14 protein-coding genes are annotated in these 15579 nt (G+C 69.3%); 2 read left to right on the forward strand and 12 right to left on the reverse strand.

The window, feature by feature from the left end:
* Positions 1-20: 20 nt before the first annotated feature.
* Both QRN40_RS17200 and QRN40_RS17205 read right to left on the reverse strand, forming a co-directional pair.
* Complete coding sequence (locus QRN40_RS17200; protein ID WP_285117133.1) at positions 21-983, reverse strand: tetratricopeptide repeat protein; 963 nt, start codon at positions 981-983, stop codon at positions 21-23.
* A gap of 90 nt (positions 984-1073) precedes the next feature.
* Positions 1074-2975, reverse strand: coding sequence for a hypothetical protein (locus QRN40_RS17205; protein WP_285117134.1), 1902 nt, complete (start codon positions 2973-2975; stop codon positions 1074-1076).
* 190 nt (positions 2976-3165) lie between these two features.
* Here QRN40_RS17205 and QRN40_RS17210 point away from each other — a divergent pair, with 190 nt between their 5' ends.
* A complete protein-coding gene (locus QRN40_RS17210; protein WP_285117137.1) occupies positions 3166-6000 on the forward strand; it encodes a DivIVA domain-containing protein in 2835 nt (944 codons plus the stop codon).
* 29 nt (positions 6001-6029) lie between these two features.
* Positions 6030-7067 carry an AI-2E family transporter gene (locus tag QRN40_RS17215; protein ID WP_285117138.1) on the forward strand — a complete coding sequence of 346 codons (1038 nt, stop codon included), beginning with the start codon at positions 6030-6032 and terminating at the stop codon, positions 7065-7067.
* Positions 7068-7094: 27 nt separating this feature from the next.
* Here the strand turns inward: QRN40_RS17215 and QRN40_RS17220 are convergent, their stop codons facing one another.
* From QRN40_RS17220 to QRN40_RS17265, 10 genes are all read right to left on the reverse strand, one after another.
* Positions 7095-7832, reverse strand: coding sequence for an alpha/beta hydrolase (locus QRN40_RS17220; RefSeq protein WP_285117139.1), 738 nt, complete (start codon positions 7830-7832; stop codon positions 7095-7097).
* Positions 7829-8128: an Rv1322 family protein gene (locus QRN40_RS17225; protein ID WP_285117140.1), complete on the reverse strand. Its 300-nt coding sequence runs from the start codon at positions 8126-8128 to the stop codon at positions 7829-7831. The genes QRN40_RS17220 and QRN40_RS17225 overlap by 4 nt, the downstream gene beginning before the upstream one ends.
* A gap of 34 nt (positions 8129-8162) precedes the next feature.
* Positions 8163-8870: an aggregation-promoting factor C-terminal-like domain-containing protein gene (locus QRN40_RS17230; RefSeq protein WP_285117141.1), complete on the reverse strand. Its 708-nt coding sequence runs from the start codon at positions 8868-8870 to the stop codon at positions 8163-8165.
* A 54-nt stretch (positions 8871-8924) separates the two neighbouring features.
* Entirely contained in the window at positions 8925-9470 is a 546-nt protein-coding gene (locus QRN40_RS17235) for a DivIVA domain-containing protein (RefSeq protein ID WP_285117142.1), read from the reverse strand.
* A 12-nt stretch (positions 9471-9482) separates the two neighbouring features.
* Positions 9483-10475 (reverse strand): phosphatidate cytidylyltransferase, encoded by a 993-nt coding sequence (locus QRN40_RS17240; RefSeq protein WP_285117143.1) that lies wholly within the window; start codon positions 10473-10475, stop codon positions 9483-9485.
* A 3-nt stretch (positions 10476-10478) separates the two neighbouring features.
* Positions 10479-11033, reverse strand: coding sequence for a ribosome recycling factor (frr, locus tag QRN40_RS17245; RefSeq protein ID WP_285117144.1), 555 nt, complete (start codon positions 11031-11033; stop codon positions 10479-10481).
* Positions 11034-11089: 56 nt separating this feature from the next.
* The gene (gene pyrH, locus QRN40_RS17250) at positions 11090-11803 is read right to left on the reverse strand and encodes a UMP kinase (RefSeq protein WP_285117145.1); all 714 of its coding nucleotides are present in this window, start codon (positions 11801-11803) and stop codon (positions 11090-11092) included.
* A 128-nt stretch (positions 11804-11931) separates the two neighbouring features.
* On the reverse strand, positions 11932-12762 hold the full coding sequence (gene tsf / locus QRN40_RS17255; RefSeq protein ID WP_285117146.1) for a translation elongation factor Ts: 831 nt from the start codon (positions 12760-12762) through the stop codon (positions 11932-11934).
* 45 nt (positions 12763-12807) lie between these two features.
* A complete protein-coding gene (rpsB, locus tag QRN40_RS17260; RefSeq protein WP_285117147.1) occupies positions 12808-13752 on the reverse strand; it encodes a 30S ribosomal protein S2 in 945 nt (314 codons plus the stop codon).
* A gap of 221 nt (positions 13753-13973) precedes the next feature.
* Positions 13974-15410, reverse strand: a complete 1437-nt coding sequence (locus QRN40_RS17265) for a sugar porter family MFS transporter (RefSeq protein ID WP_502878942.1) — start codon at positions 15408-15410, stop codon at positions 13974-13976.
* Between the last annotated feature and the right edge of the window lie 169 nt (positions 15411-15579).

Below are 15579 nucleotides of genomic sequence, written 5' to 3' on the forward strand. Positions count from 1 at the left end.
CGCCGCCCGGGAGAGCGGGCTCAGTACAGCAGCGAGGCCAGCCTAGCCCGCGCCTTGCCCACCCGGGGGTCGTCGACGCCCACGATCTCGAAATACTCGAGGATGCGCGAGCGCACCTCCTCCTTGCCGCTCGCGTCGAGCTTCGGGAAGAGGGTGAGCAGCCGGTCGAACGCGTCCTCGACGTGTCCGCCCGAGATGTCCAGATCGGCGACGCCCAGCTGGGCTGCGGGGTCCTGCGGAGCCTCGGCGGCGGCCGCACGGAGCTCGTCCGCGGTGTGCCCGCTCAGGCGCGCGAGCAGGCTCACCTGCGCGAGGCCGGCGACGGCCATGGTGTCGCGGGGGTCCTGAGCGATGGCGGTGCGGTAGGCGCGGATCGCGCCCTCGTAGTCGCCGCGATCGATGGCCTCGTACGCCTCCGCGTGCAGGGGCGGCAGCGGCTCGGGGACGGGCTCGGCAGCGGGCGCCTCGCCCTCCGGAGCGTCCCCGCCCTCGACGGTCACGGTGTCGGTCACGCCGTTCTGCGCGGCCAGCTGCAAGAGCTGCTCGAAGACATCCTGGATCTGGTCCTCCGGCAGGGCGCCGACGAACAACTGGACGGGCCGACCGCCCACCAGCGCTGCGACCGCGGGCACCGACTGCGCCTGGAACGCCTGGGCGAGCTGGGGGTTCGCATCCACGTCGACATTGACGAGCACCAGACGGCCACCGAAACCGCCGACCACGCGGTCGAGCACCGGCGTGAACTGCTTCCACTGCTCGGACCGCTCGGTCCCCAGGTCGACGACCACCGGGACGCGCATGGACAGGTCGATGAAGTCGTTGAAGTTCGCGTCCGTACCCTCGAAGTACAGGCTGGGCAGCGTCAGCGCGCCGCCCGCGGGCTGTCCGGCTTCTCCTCCGGCCGCCGCAGGGGGCCGGTTGACCAGAGAGCTGAGGTCGACGGCTCCGCGCAGGTTGGTCGGCGGGGGCGGGACGTTGCTCATTGTTCCTCCAGCTGTGCGCGTCTCGGACGGTGCGGCACGAGAGAACAGAATACTCGCGTCGCCGTCCTCACGTGCGGCCCGGGGTGGTCGCTAAGGGATCTGCTTGGCGGCGATCATGCCCTGCGCGAAACCGAGCAGCGTGATCTTCGCGTCCGACCCCGCGGGTGGCACATAGAACGCCAGCTGATACCCGAACGTGGACTCGATGCCGGTCTTGGACGACGCGGCACCGGTCAGGGCTGCGGCCGTCACGCCCGCGCTCACCTCGGCGCCCGCCTCCACGACCTTGAGCGTCTGCGTCTCCTGCAGGTCCGTCCAGACGATCGCGCCGGAGTCGTTGGTCGCCATGGCGACGTCGGTCCCGGTGCCGGGAGCGGTCGCGAAGGCGAGGGACGCCGTGGCCGGCACCGCCGCCTTCTGCTTGGCCTTCCATTCGGCACCCACCTGCGTGCGCAGGGTGTCGCCCTCGGCGTTGAACTGCTTGGCGAAGGTGCTGGCGTCACCGTTCATCAGGATGTCGCCGTAGGCCGCGGCGACCTTCGACGGGGGAAGAGCGAGGAGCTTCGAGTCCGGCGGCACGACGGCGGAGCCGATGCTCGCCGGAGCGAGGTTCGGCACCTTGGCCTTGGGCTCGAGCGAGACCGCGTACTCGACCTGGTAGTTGTCGCGCGGCGTGGCCTGGACCAGCGTCAGCGCGATGGGCGCCTGGGCGGTGCCCTTGGCGTCCTTCGGCGACTGGATCACGGCTGCGACCGTCCGCGGCCACGCGTCGGTGGCCTGCGGCAGCGACAGGACGATGGGGCTGGCGGGGATGGCCGGCAGCGCCGGCTCGTCCGCCTTCTTCGCGCGAATGGCGTAGTTCGCCTCGCGCAGCTGCAGCGCCGGGCCGACGAAGCGGACCTTCGCGAGGTCGGCGCTCGCCTGGGCGTCGGCCTGAGCGGCGGACTCCGAGATGCGCTTGACGATGCGCTCCAGCTGCGGGACGGTGACCGCCGGGGGCAGCTGGCCCTTCCCGCTCGGAGCCTCCGTGGTCAGCGGCGTGGAGGTCTTCGACGGCGTGGTCGCCGCATCCGTCCCGGCCGTGCAGCCGGTCAGCGCGAGTGCTCCGACCAGGGCGGCCGGGAGCATCACGCGGGCACGTCGGGTCGAGCGGCGGCCCTTCGGGGTGGTTTCGATCATGGCGGTGGGCTTGTACTTCGGGGCCTTCGGCAGCTTGGGCATCTTCGGGCCGCTCTTGCGGCGCGGGCCGCGCGAGCGGCGGTGGGTGTACAGACCCCACAGGTAGAGGGCGATGCCGATGACGAGCAGGATGAGGCCGCCGATGATCAGCGGGAACGCCCACGGCGTGCTCGAGTCGACCGGCCAGGTCACGGCGACCTTCGAGGGGGCGGCCTTCTGGCCGTCCGAGGCCACGATGACACTGACGTCGTCGGGGATGTTCATCCGGGTGACCTGCGCGGCCTGACCGTCGAACTCCTCCAGCCAGAGGTCGGAGCCGGCCGGGTTCGGCCCGCTGACCTGAGCGGTGTCCGCCGTCGTCGAGGGCGACGCCGCGGCCGACGGATCCGTCGTGGCCGCCGCCGACGGGGTCGGAGCGGGGGTCGCGGTCGCGCCGGAGCCCGAACCGCTGTCGCCCTCGCTGTGGCCGGCCGCGGGCTTGCCCGTCACGCTCTTCGTCGTCAGCTTCCCCGTCGCCGTCTGGAAGCCGACCGCGACGTACTTCTGCCCCTCGAGCCACGCCTTGACGTCCGCAGTGCGGCCATAGGCCACGACCTGCTTCGCGCTGTCGGGAGCACCCGTCACGGTGAGCGTCTGCTGGCCGGGATGCGCGTTCAGGACGGAGCCGTCGACCACGAGGTACCGGGGGTCGCCGGAGACGGAGGTCGCGGCTTCGATACGGGTCGGTGGAGCGAAGACGGTACGCTGCGCGATTCCGGCCACGATCATGACCGCGGCGACGACGAACGCGACAATGGCGAGTACGAAACGCAAACAGGACTCCTCGTGTGCCGAAGTTCGGGGGCGGGCACAGTCACACGACGATACCGGACGTGCCTGAAAGGCAGCTAACCCTTGTCTGGACGCCAGCACAGCCCCCCAGTGCGGGCGCAGACAGCAAATTGTAGGATCATCCCGGCGCGCGCGCGGCGAGTCGACCCGAAAATCCCCCAGGAGCAACACAGTGGCCACCGACGAATCGAACTTCACGCAGGTCTTCCGCGGTTACGACAAGGACGAGGTCGACAAGGCGCTGCAGGAACTGCGTCGCGAACTGATCAAGTCGAACACGCAGGCCGCCGAGTCCGCGAAGGAGCTCAAGCGGCTCCAGGCCCGCATCGACGACCTCAATGCCGAGATCGAAGAAGTCGGCAGCCCCACGTACTCCGGGCTCGGCACCAAGCTCGAGAACACCCTCCGTGTCGCCGAGGAGCAGTCCACCCGCCTCATCGCCCAGGCCGACATCGACGCCGAGAAGCTGCGCGCCGGCGTCGCCGCCGAGATCGAGAAGGTCAAGAAGGCCGCCGCCGCTCAGGCCGAGCGTGTGCTCGCCGACGCACAGGCCCGCGCGACCACCCTCCTGGAGGACACGCAGATCGAATCCGGCGAACTGCTCGCCAAGACGCGGTCCGACAAGGAGACGCTGCTCAACGACGCGATGCGCGAGGCAGCCGCCATCCGCGGAGCGGTCGCCACCGAGGCCGCAGAACTGCGCGCCACCAGCAAGCGCGAGGCCGCCGCCGTGCGTGCCGAGGCGGACCGCGAGGCCGCGGAATTGAAGGCGGTCGCCTCCCGCGAGGCCGAGGCCGCACGCGCCGAGGCTGCGGAACTCGACCGCACGATCGCCTCCCGGCGCGCCGAACTCGAGAACGCCCTCGCGGAGGACCGAGCCGCCTTCGAGCGGGAGGTCGCGCAGACCCGCCTGGAGCTCGACCGACGCGTCTCCGAGACCGCCGATCGCCTCGCCGCCGAGGAATCCGACACCCGCAACGCCCTCGCCGCCGAGGCGGCCCAGACCCGGGCCGACCTCGCAGCGGACGTGGAGGAGCAGCGCTCCACGCTGGCCGCCGAGGTCGCCCAGACGCGCGCCGACCTGCAGAACGAGGACAAGACCACGCGGCTCGCACTCGCCACCGAGGTGGAGCAGACCAAGCGCGCTCTCGCGGCGGAGGTGGAGCAGACGAAGGCCGCCCTTGCGGCGGAGGTCGCGAAGACGCGTTCGGCGCTGGATGCCGACGTGACGGCCACCCGCAGCGCGCTCGCCGACGAGGTCGAGCGCACGAAGGCCGAGCTCGCCGACGAGGTGACGCGCACGCGCTCCGCCGTGACGGAGGAGGTCACGCGCACGAAGTCGGAGCTCGAGACCGAGGTCACGACGACGCGTTCGGCGCTCGAGAACGAGGTGACCTCCACCCGGGCCGCGCTCGAGAACGAGGTCACGACCACGAAGTCGGCACTGGCCGAAGAGGTCGAGCGGACCACCAAGCGCCTCGCCGACGAGACGCTGCAGACCCGGACGACCCTGGAGAAGGAGTCGACGGAGACGCGAGCCCGTCTGGAAGCGGATCGCGCATCCACGGCGGCTCAGCTCGCCGCGGACCGCGAGCAGACCTCCAGTGAGCTCGCGGCCGAGGTCGAGCAGACCCGGGCCCGGCTCGCGGCCGATGCCGACCGGCAGCGCCGCGAGCTCGACGCCGAGGCCGCTGACCTGCGCGCGGAGCTCGCGTCGGAGGTCGACAGCGCCCGCACGGCACTCGCCGACGAGATCGCCCGCGAGCGGAGCGCCGCACAGGCGGAGATCACCGCCGAGCGCGCACGACTCGCGGCCGACGTCGAGTCGACCACCTCCGCGCTCGCCGCCGAGGTCGAGCAGACGAAGTCCGCTCTAGAGACCGAGGCGACCACGACCAAGGCGGCTCTCGCCGCCGAGGTGGAGCAGACGAAGTCGGCGCTCGAAGCCGAGGTGACCACGACGACGGCAGCCCTCGCCGATGAGGTGGAGCGTACGCGTGCGGCGCTCGCGGCCGAGGTCGAGCAGACCACGAGCGAGCTGGCGGCCGAGGTCGAGCAGACGAAGTCGGCGCTCGAGACGGAGGTCGCCACGACCAAGTCCGCTCTCGCGGCCGAGGTCGAGCAGACCAAGACGGCCCTCGCGGCCGAGGTCGAGCAGACGAAGTCGGCCCTCGCCACCGAGTCCGAGCAGACGCGGAGCCGCCTGGCGGAGGACGTCCGCAGCACCACCGTGGAGCTCGCCAACCGCCGGGAGAGCACCGCCAACGAGCTGGCCGACCAGCGCGAGCAGCAGCGGCTCGAACTCGACCGCGACGCCGAGCGCACGCGGGTGACCCTCGCGGACGAGGCCCAGCAGACGCGCGTCGCCCTCGAGAAGGAGGCCGCCGAGAGCCGCGCCGCGACGGCACGGGAACTCGCGGAGGCCCGGACCGCGCTCGAGGCGGAGCTCGCGGAGCGGAAGGCGGCCTTCGAGCAGGAGGAGTCCACCGCGCGTGCGGCGCTCGAGAAGGAGCTCGCGACCCTGCGCACGACCACCCTCGAAGAAGTGGATGCGCGCAGCCGCGAGATCGAGCAGGCACGCATCGACCTCGACGTCGAACTCCGCGCGCGCCGCGACGAGGCCGAGAAGGAGTACCTCGCGCGCCACCAGGAGGCCGTCGCTCAGACCCAGAAGTACCTCGACGAGGCCAATCTCCAGCTCGCCGACGCGGTCAAGCGGACGGCGCAGGCGCGCTCGGAGGCGGAAGCCTTCGAGAGCGAAGCCCGGCGGACGGTCACGGAGGCCCGCAAGAAGGCCGAGAAGACAGCCGCCCAGGTCGTACGCGACGCCGAGGAGCGCGCCGCTGCCCTGCTCGCGGAGACGGAGGAGCGAACGGAACGCCTCGTGGCCGACGCGGAAGAGCGCCTCGCCCAGATTAGGATTGAGCGCGAGGCGGTGGCGGGTTACTTCGAGAACCTCCGGGGCATGCTCGGGCAGGCCGAGAAGGTGACCGCCGACCGCGACTGAGCGCACCCGCGCCGAACCCAGGGGGACACGTGAAGATCCAGAACCCGTTCCGCGTCGGCTTGATCGGGACGCTCGGCGTCGGACTCGGGATCCTGATCCTCAGTGCGGTCACCAGCCTGGCGACCATCATCACCTACATCGGCGCGGCGCTGTTCCTGGCCCTCGGCATCGAACCGCTCATCTCCTTCCTGGAACGGCGCAAGTTCCCGCGCTGGCTGGCGCTCGTCGTGGCACTCGTCGTCATCATCGGCGCCTTCGTCGGCCTGATCTGGGCGATCGTGCCCGTCGCGGTCAGCCAGGCGACGCAGTTGGTCAACAACATCGTCGAGTGGGTCAACAACGGGGACGCTGAGAAGTGGTTCCTCAGCCTCCAGCATCAGTTCCCGGGCGTCGTCAACCAGCAGAACATCGACGCCGTCACCAAGTGGCTGCAGCAGAACCTGCCGGACATCACGTCCAAGGTGCTGCAGACCGGTGTCGGGATCATCCAGGGCGTGTTCGGCGTGATCATCGTCGTCATCCTGACCATCTACTTCACGGCCTCGCTGCCGAGCATCAAGCGCTCGGCCTACCAGCTCGTCCCGGCCTCGCGGCGTGCGCGGTTCGCGGACCTCGGCGACCAGATCACCGACTCGGTCGGCAAGTACGTCATGGGTCAGGTGCTGCTGGCACTCGTCAACGGCGTGCTCAGCGCGATCTTCCTGACCGCGATCGGTGCGAAGTTCCCCATCCTGCTCGCGTCGATCGCGTTCTTCTTCTCTCTCATCCCGCTCGTGGGAACCATCACGGGTTCGGTCGTCATCGTGGCGGCGTGCTTCCTGTCCGGGACGCCGACGGCGATCGCCGCCGCGATCTACTACCTGATCTACATGCAGGTCGAGGCGTACGTGCTGAGCCCGCGCATCATGAACCGCGCGGTCTCCGTCCCGGGCGCCCTCGTCGTCGTGGCAGCCCTCGCCGGCGGCACGCTGCTCGGCATCCTGGGTGCGCTGGTCGCCATCCCATTCGCCGCGGCCATCCTGCTCATCGTCAAGCAGGTCGTCATCCCGCGGCAGAACGAGCTCTGACGCGAGACCGGCCTCAGCGGCAGGCGGCTATTCGGCCGCCGGCCACTCCGTTGGCAGGGGCAGCGCCGACGGGTTGAGGCGCTCCACGATCTCCGACAGGACGCGACGGGTCTGGTTCTCCCCCACCCACAGGTGCTTGCCGCCCTCGACGTCCACCAGTTCGATCTGCGGCAATGGTGCGAAGCGCTGCTCGGCCTCGGCCGGACGGAGGTAGTCGTCGAGCTCCGGGATGAGCGCGACGATCGGGCGCTCATCGCCCGCCCATGCGGCCAAGTGCTCCGGCTTCGCCCGGTGCAGCGGCGGAGACAGCAAGATGACGCCGTCGACGGGGAACTCCCTGCCGTACATCAGCGCGAGCTCCGTGCCGAACGACCAGCCGAGGAGCCAGGGATGCGGGAGGCCGCGTTCGGTGACGAACGCCATCGCCGCCTCCACGTCGAACCGTTCAGCGATCCCGTGGTCGAAGGCGCCCTGGCTCCGGCCGCGAGGCGAAGAGGTCCCCCGGGTGTTGAAGCGCAGCACCGCGATGTCGGCCAGAGCGGGAAGGCGGCCGGCCGCCTTCCGGAGGATGTGCGAATCCATGAAGCCGCCGTGCGTGGGAAGCGGGTGCAGCGTGACCAGGGTGGCAACAGGCTCCCGGTCCAGCGGACGCGCGAGCTCCCCCACCAGAGTGAGTCCGTCCCGCGTGTGCAGCTCGACGTCCTCGCGCTGCGCAGGGAGCTCCACTCCGCCGCGGATCTCGATGGTCGTACCCTCGGTGCTCATGCGATCCTCCAGCAGGACTCGTGCCAGTGTCGGCGGGCGGCCAGGTCGGCGGCGTCGCCGAGCACGCCATCGGCGCGCCACGCCACCAGGTGTGCGACACCCGGGGTGATGTCTCGTCCGCAGCCCGGGCAGACGTAGGTCTTCTGCGCTTGCGCGGCCGACACGGGCTGTACGTTCCATTCCACGCCGCGACGCGCTTCGATGCGCCGCCAGCCGGACATCAGCCGTTCCAGGCCGTCCGGCTCCTCATCCCTCCGGCCGCCCTGGCGGCCACGGGGTCGGTTGCTGCGCGGCATGGCTCCAGTCTAAACGGGCCTCCGGAACGCCCGGTCAGTACCAGCCGGAGGACTCCGAATGCGCCCAGGCGCCGCAGGGGTTGCCGTAGCGGCCGCCGATGTACCCCAGACCCCAGCTGATCTGCACGGACGCATCGGTCTGCCAACCGGGGCCCATCTTGCTGCCGGGAAGAGCCTGCGGGATGCCGTAGGCGCCGCTCGGGTTGGACGCGTTCACGCGCCAGCCGGATTCGCGGCTCCACAGCTGGTCGAGGCAGCCCCACTGGTCGTCGCCCCAGCCGCGCTGCTGCATCATCTGGTAGGCGATGTCCTTGGCGGTGCCGGGACTCGGGATCGGAGCGGACGGTGCGCTGTAGCTGCTGCCGCTGTCGCTGCTCGACGACTTCTTGGCGACCGGGGTGGGAGTCGGCGTCGGCGTGGGCTTCGGCTTCTCCTTGACGGTGACCGCGTCGCGCGTGATCGTCAGGCCTGCGGAGTCTGGAGCGGTCAACTGCTGCGCGGGCGCACCGTCGTACCGCTGCGTGGTCGGGATCTCCTGCAACGACTCCGCATAGGCGGGTGTGGTGGTCGTGCCCGAGAACGGGTCCACGACGTTGACCAGGGCGAAGCCCACGGCCGCGGTGAACGCGAAACCCAACAGCGCCGCCCGCGACCGGATGTGCGGTCGCCGGGATCGCTTGAATGCGACGCCGACCGGGTTGGCCGGAGTCAGCGGCTCGATGTCTGCTGCTCGTCTACCCACGATCACAGAACGATAACGGAGATCGGCCCGAAACCCAAGAATCGGCGCCCGCACTCAGCGAACCGCCAGCATGACATCGGTCACGCTGTCGAGCAGCAGATCGACCTGAACTTCGCGGTAACCGCCGCGCTGCTCGCGGAACGTCACGGTCCGGACCTCGTCGACACTCATCGGCCGGCCGTCCTGGAAGTACCGCACCAGACGGTTGGCGAAACGGTCGACATCGTTGCGGTTGTAGCCGAGCGTCAGGAAGTTGACGCGGTCGAATCGCTGCCCCAGCGGACGGTCGAGACGGTTCAGGACGACCTGCGCGGTCGTGCGCGCCTCCTCGAACCAGGTGGCGTCGCCGCGGCGGGAACGGACGGACTCGCGCTCGCGGGCGGCGAAGGCATCCTCGAGGCGCTCCAGGGCCGCATCCACATGCGACGTGGAGTAGCCGCCCTTCGCCATCGAGAAGGCCACGTGGCGGATGTCCGCCGCCGTCATCTCCGGCGCGTCCTCGTCGCCGTCGTAGGCGCGACGCGCGGTCTGAAGGAACTCATCCACCTGTTCGGCGTCATAGCCCGGCTTCGACTTGGGGCTGCGGGGGAACGTGCTCACTCCCCCATTCTGTCATCGGAAGATGAGGAACAGGACGTAGGTGGCCGCGGCGGACGGGAGGATCGAGTCGAGCCGGTCGAGGAATCCGCCGTGACCGGGCAGCCACGAGCTCATGTCCTTGATGCCGAGGTCGCGTTTGACGAGCGACTCGGCGAGGTCGCCGGCCGTCGCGGTCAGCAGGACGACCACGCCGAAGACGACCCCGAACCACCAGGGCTCGCCGATCATGAACACGGAGAGCAGGATCCCGGCGATGATCGCGGCCGCCGCGGCACCGGCGAAGCCCTCCCAGGTCTTCTTGGGGCTGATGGTGGGCGCCATCGGATGCTTGCCCCACGACAGCCCGCTGACGTAGGCGCCGGTATCGACGGAGACCACCAGGATGAGGAACGCGAGTACCCACCACTCGCCACCGGGCTCGGCGAGCAGCAGGATCACGAAGCTCGCCAGCAGCGTCACGTAGAGCTGCACGAACACGCCCCACAAGAGGTCACGTCCGAGCGCGCCGGCTCCCCGCCGTTGCGACCGGGAGACGATCTCGTCGACGAAACGCCAGACGATGACGAGCAGGATGCCCGCCGAGAGCGACACCAGCTGGCCGCCCGCGTGGAAGAAGAACGTCGCGGGCACGATGCTCACCGCGGCGATGACGGTCGGGACGCGGGGCACGCGTCGCCCGGTGACCCGGAAGGCCTGAGCCAGCTCGAAGCTCGCGAAGCCCGCCATCACCATTCCGAACGGCAGGAACAGCTCCTTGATGAAGATGAGCGTGAGCACCACCACGGCGCCGACGGCGAGCCCGATGACGATCGCGAGGATCAGGTTGCGGCCCGTGCGCTCCGCGATGCGCTCGTTGGTCGCATCCAGCTGCGCCTTGCGCGCCTGGACCTGTCGCTCGAAATCGGCGCGGGTGACCTGCACCTGCGCGCGGAACTCGTCGCGCGACTTGCCCTTCCCGCGCCGTACGGCGGGCGGACGTGATCCGGGGCTGCTGTCCTCGCTCATGCGCTAGACCTCGAGGAGTTCGGCTTCCTTGCGCTTCAGCGCCTCGTCGACGGCGTCGACGTTGGTGCGGGTGATCGCCTCGAGCTCCTTCTCGGCGCGAGCCACCTCGTCGTCGCCGACTTCGCCCTTGAGTGCATCCAGCTCGTCCTTCGAGCGGCGGCGGATGTTGCGCAGGGCGACCTTGGCGTCCTCGCCCTTGCCACGCACGATCTTGACGAACTCCTTGCGGCGGTCCTCGGTCAGTTCGGGCAGGGTGACGCGGATGATCTCGCCGTCGTTGCCCACGTTCGCCGACAGGTTCGGCATCGTGACGATCGCGCGCTCGATGTCCTTCAGCGCCGACTTGTCGTACGGCGTGACGATGAGGACGCGCGCCTCCGGGTTCTGGAGACCGGCGAGCTGGGCGAGCGGAGTCGGAGAGCCGTAGTAGTCGACCAGCACCTTCTGGAACAGCGCCGGGTTGGCCCGGCCCGCGCTCACGGTGCCGAAGTCGTCCCTCGCCGCGTCCACGGTCTTGCTCATGCGCTGGCGGGCATCGGAAATAACATCCGCGATCACGGTTTCTCCTTCAGATCGGTGGGTCGCTGTCTAGTCTATGCGCGGGGTGCCCGGGCTCAGCCGAGCAGCGTCCCGATCTCCGCACCGAGCAGCGCAGCGGTGACGTTGCCCGCGGGTTCGATGCCGAAGATGCGCATCGGCATGCCGTTGTCCATGCACAGGCTGAGTGCCGTCGAGTCGACCGCCTTCAGGTTCTGCTGGAGCGCTTCCTGGTGGGTGATCTGGTCGATCTTGCGCGCATCCGGGTTGGTGCGCGGGTCGTCGTCGTACATGCCGTCGACGCCGTTCTTGGCGACCAGCACCACGTCGGCGCTGATCTCCAGCGCGCGCTGGGCGGCGACCGTGTCGGTGGAGAAGTACGGCAGGCCGGCGCCGGCGCCGAAGATGACGACACGGCCCTTCTCGAGGTGCCGCTCGGCCCGGCGCGGGATGTACGGCTCGGCGACCTGCGTCATCGCGATGGCCGACTGCACGCGCGTCTCCGCGCCCGCCTGCTCGAGGAAGTCCTGCAGCGCGAGCGCGTTCATCACGGTGCCCAGCATCCCCATGTAGTCGGCCCGTCCGCGATCCATTCCGCGCTGCGAGAGCTCGGCGCCGCGGAAGAAGTTGCCTCCGCCGACCACGATCGCGATCTCGACGTCCTCGGCCGCCTGCGCGATCTCGCGGGAGATGCTGCTGACGATGTCCGGGTTCACCCCCAGCTGACCACCGCCGAACGCCTCACCACTCAGTTTCAGAAGAACCCTGCGTCTTTTGTTGGCTGCCGACATGCGTTATTAGCGTCCTTCCGTGCGTGGTTCTGGTTAAAGCTAGTGGGTGCTTCTCTGCGCGGGACAGCATCCCGCACACAGAAAAGGAGTCCGGATCGTGTTCACGATCCGGACTCCTTCATCGACTGTTACGCGCCGACCTTGAACCGGGCGAAGCCGGAGACGGTGAGTCCCGCGTCCTTCAGAACCTGGCTGATGGTCTGCTTGTTGTCGCGGGCGTACTCCTGCTCGAGCAGGGCGACCTGCTTGAAGTAGGCGCCGAGGCGGCCCTCGATGATCTTCGGGAGCGCGGCCTCGGGCTTGCCCTCGTTGCGCGAGATCTCCTCGACGATGCGACGCTCGTTCTCGACCTCGCTGGCCGGGACGTCCTCACGGGTGAGGTAGGTCGGGTTCGCGAACGAGATGTGCTGCGCGATGCTGCGGGCGGTCTCCGCGTCGTCGCCGGCGTAGCCGAGGACGACACCGACCTGCGGGGGCAGGTCCTTGGAGGTCTTGTGCAGGTAGATCGCGAACCTTGCGCCCTCGACAGTTGCGATGCGGCGGAGTTCCACCTTCTCGCCGAGGATGGCGGCCTCGTCACCGATGAGCTCGGCGACGGTCTGGCTGCCGGCGGGGGCCGCGAGGGCCTCCTCGACGGTGGTGGCGCCGGCGGCCGCGGCCGCGTCGAGCACCTTCTCGGAGAGGGCGATGAACTTGTCGCCCTTGGCCACGAAGTCGGTCTCGCAGGCGAGCTCGATCATGGTGGCCGTGCCGTTGTCGTTGTCCTTGGCGGCGACGAGGCCCTCGCTGGTGGAGCGGTCGGCACGCTTCGCGTTGCCCTTCGCACCCTTCAGGCGCAGGATCTCGGTGGCCTTCTCGATGTCGCCACCGGCCTCCTCGAGCGCCTTCTTGGTGTCGACCATGCCGGTGCCGAGCTGCTCGCGGAGCGCCTTGATGTCGGCGATGCTGATGTTTGTCATGTTCTGACTGGAACCTTCTTTACTCGAAGACTTCTGGAAGGACGATTACTTGGACTCGGTGTCCGTGGTCGCCTCGGTGGCCGCGGCGTCCGCCTCGACCTCGGCGACGACGTCCGCAGCCTCAGCGTCGGCCTCGCCCTCGGCGATGACCTCGGCGGAGTCGGCCTTGGCCTCGGCCAGGTCGGCGTCAGCGGCCTTGGTGGTCTCAGCGCTCGACTGGACCTCCTCGGTCGACTGCTGCAGGAGCTCCTGCTCCCACTCGGCGAGCGGCTCGGCCGGCTCGGCGCCCTCTTCGGGCTTCTGGTGACGCTGGATGAGGCCCTCGGCCGCCGCGTCGGCGACGATGCGCGTGAGCAGCGTGACGGAGCGGATCGCGTCGTCGTTACCCGGGATGGGGTACTGGACCTCGTCCGGGTCGCAGTTCGTGTCGAGGATGCCGATGACCGGGATGCCCAGCTTCTTGGCCTCGTCGATCGCGAGGTGCTCCTTCTTGGTGTCGACCACCCAGAGCGCGCTCGGGGTCTTGCCGAGGTTGCGGATGCCGCCCAGCGACTTGTGGAGCTTGTCCAGCTCGCGCTTCTTGATGAGCAGCTCCTTCTTGGTGAAGCCGCTCGTGGTGCCCTCGAAGTCGAGCTCCTCGAGCTCCTTCATGCGCGCGAGGCGCTTGGACACGGTCTGGAAGTTGGTCAGCAGACCACCCAGCCAGCGCTGGTTGACGTAGGGCTGGCCGACGCGGGTCGCCTGCTCGGCGATCGCCTGCTGGGCCTGCTTCTTGGTGCCGACGAAGAGGATAGTGCCGCCGTGGGCGACGGTCTCGCGGACGAAGTCGTACGTCTTGTCGATGTACGCGAGCGACTGCTGAAGGTCGATGATGTAGCTGCCCGAGCGCTCGGTGAGGATGAAGCGCTTCATCTTCGGGTTCCAGCGGCGGGTCTGGTGTCCGAAGTGGACGCCGCTGTCGAGCAGCTGGCGCATGGTGACGACGGCCATTGCCGTTCTCCTTTGGGTTGCGGTTGTCTGCGACGGCCGGCGGCCGTCACTCCTGGTGCCCCGCGCGCATCCGCATCCTTCTGCCCGCACGGCTGAGCCGCTCGGAGGAAGGAGACCGGTGGATGTGCGCCCCGACCCCGCGGATCTCACCGCAGGACGTTCGGGCACGCGTAGTCACTCCGACAAGCGGAGTGCTTCAGACATCCTAGCAGGAAAGGGCGTCAGGCCGAGTCGCCGCTGGAGCGCACCTGCGGCCCGCGTCCGCGCCCTCCCGCGTTGGCGAACAACGTCTCCGCCTGCTCCAGCGCCATGCCGTTGGTCTCCGGGATCTTGAAGTACACGAAGAAGAACGACAGCGCCGCGAACACCGCGTACATACCGTACGTGAACGGCAGGGAGAATGCCGCCAAAGCCGGGAACGAGACGGTCACGAGGAAGTTCGCGATCCACTGAGCCGCAGCCGCCACACCGAGCGCCTTGCCGCGGATGCGGCTCGGGAAGATCTCGCCGAGCAGCACCCACACCAGCGGACCCCACGAGGCACCGAAGCAGATGACGAAGATGTTCGCCGCGATCAGGGCGATCGGTCCCCACGGCGCGGGAAGGCTCACGGCACCGTTCTTCGTCACGGCGAACGCGAACGAGAGCGCCATGACGCCGAGCGACAGCGCCATCCCCACCGAGCCGGTGAGGAGGATCGGGCGGCGGCCCACCCGGTCCACGAGCAGGATGGCGACGATCGTCACGACGACGTTGGTCACCGACGTGATCACGGTGATGAGGAGGGAGTTCTGCTCCGTGAACCCGACGGCCTTCCACAGGGTCGTCGAGTAGTAGAAGATCACGTTGATGCCGACGAACTGCTGGAACACGGACAGGATGATGCCGATCCAGACGATCGGTTTGAGGCCGAGGCGGTTGCCGGTGAGCTTCGCCTTCGCCCCCTCCTGGTCCTCCTTGATGGCGTTCTCGATGTCGCCGATCTGACGGTCGATGTCGTGCTCCGGGACCAGCGTCTGGAAGATGCTGCGCGCCTCGTCGCGGCGGCCGTTCGCCAGGAGGAACCGCGGCGACTCCGGCAGGGTCAGGGCGAGGATGCCGTAGACGACGGACGGGATCACGCCGACGAGGAACATCCACCGCCAGGCCTCCAGCCCGAACCAGAGCTGCTGGGTGGCGGACCCGGCGATGCCTGCGAGCAGCGCGTCGGAGAGCAGGGCGACGAAGATACCGATGGTGATGGCGAGCTGCTGCAGCGAGGCCAGGCGGCCGCGGGATTGGCGCGGCGAGATCTCGGCGATGTACGCCGGCGCGACGACTGACGCGATACCGATGCCGAGGCCGCCGACGATGCGCCAGAAGCCCAGGTCCCAGGCGGAGAACGCGAGGCCGGCGCCGATGGAGCTGGCGAGGAACAGGATCGCACCGATCAGCATGACCCGCAGGCGCCCCCAGCGGTCGGCGAGGCGTCCGGCGACGAACGCACCGACGGCGCAGCCGAGCAGCGCGACGGCGACGATGAACCCGGTGACGACGGCGTTGAGCGCGAAGTTGTGCTGGATAGAGTCGACGGCGCCGTTGATGACGGACGAGTCGAAACCGAACAGGAAGCCGCCGACGGCCGCGGCGATCGCCAGTCCCGTGACCCTTCGACGCATCTTCGCCGTGGGCTGCGGTGCGTTGTCGTCGCTCGTCGCGGCTGAGGTCCTGCTCTCTTCAGACATGTCATCCCTCTTCGGTTGTGCGCCCCGCTTTCGCGTACCCGGGGAGGGTGCCGCGCGGGCGAACCACACGCTACGCCCGGATCACGCCGGGGAGAACCACCGG

This window comes from Leifsonia sp. fls2-241-R2A-40a, assembly GCF_030209575.1.
Taxonomy (GTDB): Bacteria; Actinomycetota; Actinomycetes; order Actinomycetales; family Microbacteriaceae; genus Leifsonia.

Coding starts and splice junctions, on each gene's coding strand:
- QRN40_RS17200 (WP_285117133.1), bottom strand. CDS start 983: ATGAGCAACGTCCCGCCCCCGCCGACCAACCTGCGCGGAGCCGTCGAC.
- QRN40_RS17220 (WP_285117139.1), bottom strand. CDS start 7,832: ATGAGCACCGAGGGTACGACCATCGAGATCCGCGGCGGAGTGGAGCTC.
- QRN40_RS17225 (WP_285117140.1), bottom strand. CDS start 8,128: ATGCCGCGCAGCAACCGACCCCGTGGCCGCCAGGGCGGCCGGAGGGAT.
- QRN40_RS17240 (WP_285117143.1), bottom strand. CDS start 10,475: ATGAGCGAGGACAGCAGCCCCGGATCACGTCCGCCCGCCGTACGGCGC.
- pyrH (WP_285117145.1), bottom strand. CDS start 11,803: ATGTCGGCAGCCAACAAAAGACGCAGGGTTCTTCTGAAACTGAGTGGT.
- tsf (WP_285117146.1), bottom strand. CDS start 12,762: ATGACAAACATCAGCATCGCCGACATCAAGGCGCTCCGCGAGCAGCTC.
- rpsB (WP_285117147.1), bottom strand. CDS start 13,752: ATGGCCGTCGTCACCATGCGCCAGCTGCTCGACAGCGGCGTCCACTTC.
- QRN40_RS17265 (WP_502878942.1), bottom strand. CDS start 15,410: ATGCGTCGAAGGGTCACGGGACTGGCGATCGCCGCGGCCGTCGGCGGC.